3 protein-coding genes are annotated in these 4,069 nt (G+C 58.1%); all 3 read right to left on the reverse strand.

All coding sequences use genetic code 11. The features are described from left to right. Positions 1–72 precede the first annotated feature (72 nt). From Q1Y33_RS05335 to Q1Y33_RS05345, 3 genes are read right to left on the reverse strand one after another with little or no spacing between them, the layout of a single operon-like run. Positions 73–1,386, reverse strand: a complete 1,314-nt coding sequence (locus Q1Y33_RS05335) for a DUF1735 and LamG domain-containing protein (RefSeq protein ID WP_300798713.1) — start codon at positions 1,384–1,386, stop codon at positions 73–75. Positions 1,387–1,393: 7 nt separating this feature from the next. Continuing rightward, entirely contained in the window at positions 1,394–2,329 is a 936-nt protein-coding gene (locus Q1Y33_RS05340; RefSeq protein WP_300798714.1) for a glycoside hydrolase family 18, read from the reverse strand. A 7-nt stretch (positions 2,330–2,336) separates the two neighbouring features. Beyond that, entirely contained in the window at positions 2,337–3,902 is a 1,566-nt protein-coding gene (locus Q1Y33_RS05345; protein ID WP_300798715.1) for a SusD/RagB family nutrient-binding outer membrane lipoprotein, read from the reverse strand. Positions 3,903–4,069: the final 167 nt, after the last annotated feature.

Raw genomic sequence — 4,069 nt, forward strand, 5'->3', positions numbered from 1 at the left:
CTGCGCATCCAAGTGCTGCGCCCCGAAACAATCGAATAAATCCTGTATGTTTCATAATGTTCCCTTTCATGATTATTCTTTATTGAGTTGCGGCACCTCAATGCCCGAGGGCCATTCGAGATCGAATTCAGCCACGCCATCGTTGCCGTTGCCGGTCCAGTCATGGATGACGTTGCCTTCGCCCTCGTCGAATTTCCAGTAGCCGATCAGCCCCGGCGTCTGCGGATCGACATCGTACATATTCTCCCAGATCTCCTGCTCGGTGCGCGCCACGTTCCAGACCCGCACCTCGGTGATGTCTCCGTTCAGCTGGCGCGTGTCGTCATAGGACTTGCCGAGGAAGAACTGCCGGAAATTGCCCCAGCCCTTGTACTGTTCATACTTGACAGGATCCTGCAGGTAGAGGTCGTAGAAAGCCCGGCCAGCCAGGTTGAAAGGCGTCGAGGCGGGATTGCCGAGGTCGGTGCCGCGGCTCTGCAGCTTGCCGTTGACGTAGATGCAGACCTCGCGCGTGGCGTAGCTGTACGTTGCGGCGATGTGATACCACTCCCCGGCATTCAGGAGTTTCGATTCGTCCTTCTTGGGGAACTTCCCGAAGCCCGGCGTTGCAGCTGCATCTCCCGTACCGTCGAACTGCAACTGCTGGCGAGGGAATGCAGCATCACCAATACGAAGCAGGAGGTAGTTCTCGACACCCATGATGGTCGAAATCTCGGAGTGTTTCGAGAAGTCGTCGACGCGGATAATGGCCTCGTAGGTTACGGCCGTGAGGTTGTTGAACAGGTCGCTCTGCGGACCTGCCTTGTCCAGGGTCGGGAAGTTGATCCAGTTGTCGCGCAGAGACGCCGCCGAGGTAATGGCCGACGAACGTTTCACGACGTAATAGGCCGTCGCGGAACTCCCGAGAAGCGACACTCCGCCGCTCGCGCTGCGGATCGTAACCGGAAGCAGGTAGGTTTCGTCGATCGGAAGTTCGGCCGCATTGCCCGATCCGTCGAGATTCTTGAGCATCAGAGACAGCCGCTCCGAAATGGTCTTTCCGGCCGGGATCGTCACGGTATTCTCCGCCAGTTCGTAATAGGAGGCGTCGAGCATGGTCCACGACGTTCCGTTGCAGGCATTATAGTCGGCAACAAGAGCCGGTTCGACCTCGACCGTAACCTCCACATCCTGCGACGACGGGTAGCTCATCACCACCGAGAAGTCGCGTTCGAGCGTCGGCAACGTCTTCTTGAAGGTCGTCAACTGGGTAGCGTCCGCCTCGGCGACATCGAGGTAAACCACGTTGTCAAATGGCGAGCGATTGTCATATTCGTCATTCTTGCAGCCCGCAGCGGCTACCGCCGTCGCAAGCAGCACCAAAGCATATTTTTGCACTCGTTTCATGGCTGGATTATTTTGCAGGGTTCAACAACTGGATGGCGGCCCGAGTCGAAGCGTAGATAATTTCGCTGCCGAAATAGTCCGTGTTCGCATCATAGATACACAATCCGCCAAGCGGGCCAAGTTCCGGAATGCGCAGGGCAAGGGCAGAAATGGCATCCGAGGCCGTCTTGTCCTCATCAAGGAACTCGTATTCGGTCATCGCACCCAGCAGCAGCCGATCCTCAGAGACATTCTCCATCTCCAGGGCCCGAAGGACCTGCAACTTCAGATCGCTGGCATTGTCCGTCGTCTTGGTATCCAGCACAATGTAATCAACTTGCGCCCGCTGTTCTGCGGTCAGAAACTGCGGATCGCCTTCAAAGAAGAGCGTCAGCGACTTGCCCGGACCGGCCACCGCCCCAAACTTTTGCAAAAACAGGGACGCTACCGCCTGCTGGACCTGCTGCGAGGCCTCGTCGCCATAGGTCGGCAGTCCGGAGAAGGAGAGTCCATCGAGCCCCAGTTCCTGAGTCCGGGCTACAACCTGATCAAGGTAAGATCCCAACGCTCCGAGGTCCGCCCATTCGCTGCTGCGTGCGGCATAGTCCACGAAGTAGAGCACCCGCGTGCCCTTCTCCTTGAGAACTGCGAGATCCTCTGCGTCATAAGCCGAGAAGTTGTCGGCATTGGTCAGCGAGACGGCATCCAGCGAGTCCGGAAGGCTGCGCAGGCAGTCCTTCTCACTCGTGGGATTTGTGGAGCCGTTCTCGAAGCTCGCTACGACGAGCGTGTGCTTGCCCGCCTTGTAGGCCCGCAGAGCCGCCGTGTACTGCGCCCACAGCTCGGGATTCTGCTCCGAAGGCCGCACGGGCTGCTGGTCGACGGGCTCCATCTGCGTCCAGTCGCTGCACCCTGCGGTGAGCAACAACGCCGCAATAGAGAGATATATTCCGATTTTTTTCATAATTCCGTTATTGTAAAGGTTTGACATCCCACCAGACACGCACGCCGCCGTTGTCGCGGCCTCCGAGCATGTCGATCGCCGCCTGCAGGTGTACGGGATTCTCCGTGTACTCCTCCACGGGATACGGTATGCGGCGCATACCGTACCGCGAATCCACCGTGCCGCCCGACTTGTTCTCCACCACGGGCAGCAGCCGCGGGTAGCCCGTGCGCCGGTACTCCGACCACGCCTCGATTCCCAGCGGGAAGATGGCGATCCACTTCTGCGTGATGATCCGTTCGAGGTTCCGTTCGCGGACTTCCTCCGTATCGCCCGCCTCCCAGGCTATCGAGATGTCGCTCGCCGGAGCATCGGCCGTATATTCACCGGTCGGATCAATATATTTCGCCGGCTTCGCCGTACTCGTGACATAGCTGTCGGCACCCGAAGCCCCGCGTTCCTCGAACGACAGTGCAATGGCATCCTCGTAGAGCTCCTTCGCGGCATCCGGACTGCCCCAACGCAGCTCCCATTCGGCGCGCAGGAACGTCGCCTCCGCGGCGTTGAACCACAGATAGGGAGAAGAGCTACTGATCACCTGATTCGAAAAGGTCTCCACCATGGTCGCCTTATTCGTCGGGTCAATACCCACGCGAATACCGTAGTAGTCGCTCTTTTTGTTCCACGTTCCCTGCGTGAACATCGCTGCACGGCGCGGGTCATTGTAGCCGTTCATGTAGCTGATGATGTCGGCCGCCACGCGATGATCGCCCCAGTCGTTGTAGATCAGGGCAGCACGGTTCTCCGGAGCGTGCATCATCGCATTGTCGGCATTCGCCGTGATCACCCCGTCGGCAATCGCCTCGGCGGCTTTCGCCTTCGAGACCTCCGGCTTCACATACGACAGCCGCATGGCCATGCGCAGCTTGAGCGAATTGGTGTATTTGATCCATTTCAGGATGTCACCGTAGTAAACATAGTCGAATTTGCGGAAGGCGTCGGCCGAGAGCTGTTCATTGGCGTGAAGCACCGCCAGCACCTCGTCCAGCTCCTCGAACATCTTCATGTAGACCTCCTCCTGCGTGTCGTAGGCAACGGTCAGCGACTCGGCCGAATCTTCAACGACCTTCGAGTAGGGAATCGGTCCATAGGTATCGGTCATGCGATGCATGATCGCCACGCGGAACAGCTTGGCCAAAGCGATAGCCACCTCGTCGTCCGTGTTGTTGATGACACCCCGGTAGTAAGGATAGGCCTCCTGCATGACGATCACAAAGGGCCATTTCAGCCAGTCGGCCGAGGGATTGAAGGTCGAGAACTTCTCCTTCCAGCCATCGGGCGTCTCGCCCATGTAACCGGCAAAGGCATTGCCCGTGAGCGATTCATTGAACTGGTAGCGGTGCTCCTGTACCGGAATCACCAGATTCTGGAGACCACGGATGTTGGTGCCGATCTTGTAGTTCTCGCGCTGGAGCTCTTCATTCGTCGCCTCGCTCGGATTGCGGTTGATCTCGTCGAAATCCCCCGTGCAGCCCCACGACAACAGCAGCAGAACTCCGAAAAGCGCGCTGATGATATGTTGGATTCGTTTCATACGTTTTCGGTTTTAGAAGGTAACACGAAGGCTAAAGCCCAAGCTGCGCAGCGACGGCACCATGAAGTAGTCGATACCCTGATAGTTGTTGCCCGTCGAAGCGATGGCCTCGGGATCGAACGGCGCCTTGCAGTAGATCATCCAGAGGTTGCGGCCCACGAACGAGA

The organism is uncultured Alistipes sp. (assembly GCF_949296715.1).
Classification (GTDB): Bacteria; Bacteroidota; Bacteroidia; order Bacteroidales; family Rikenellaceae; genus Alistipes.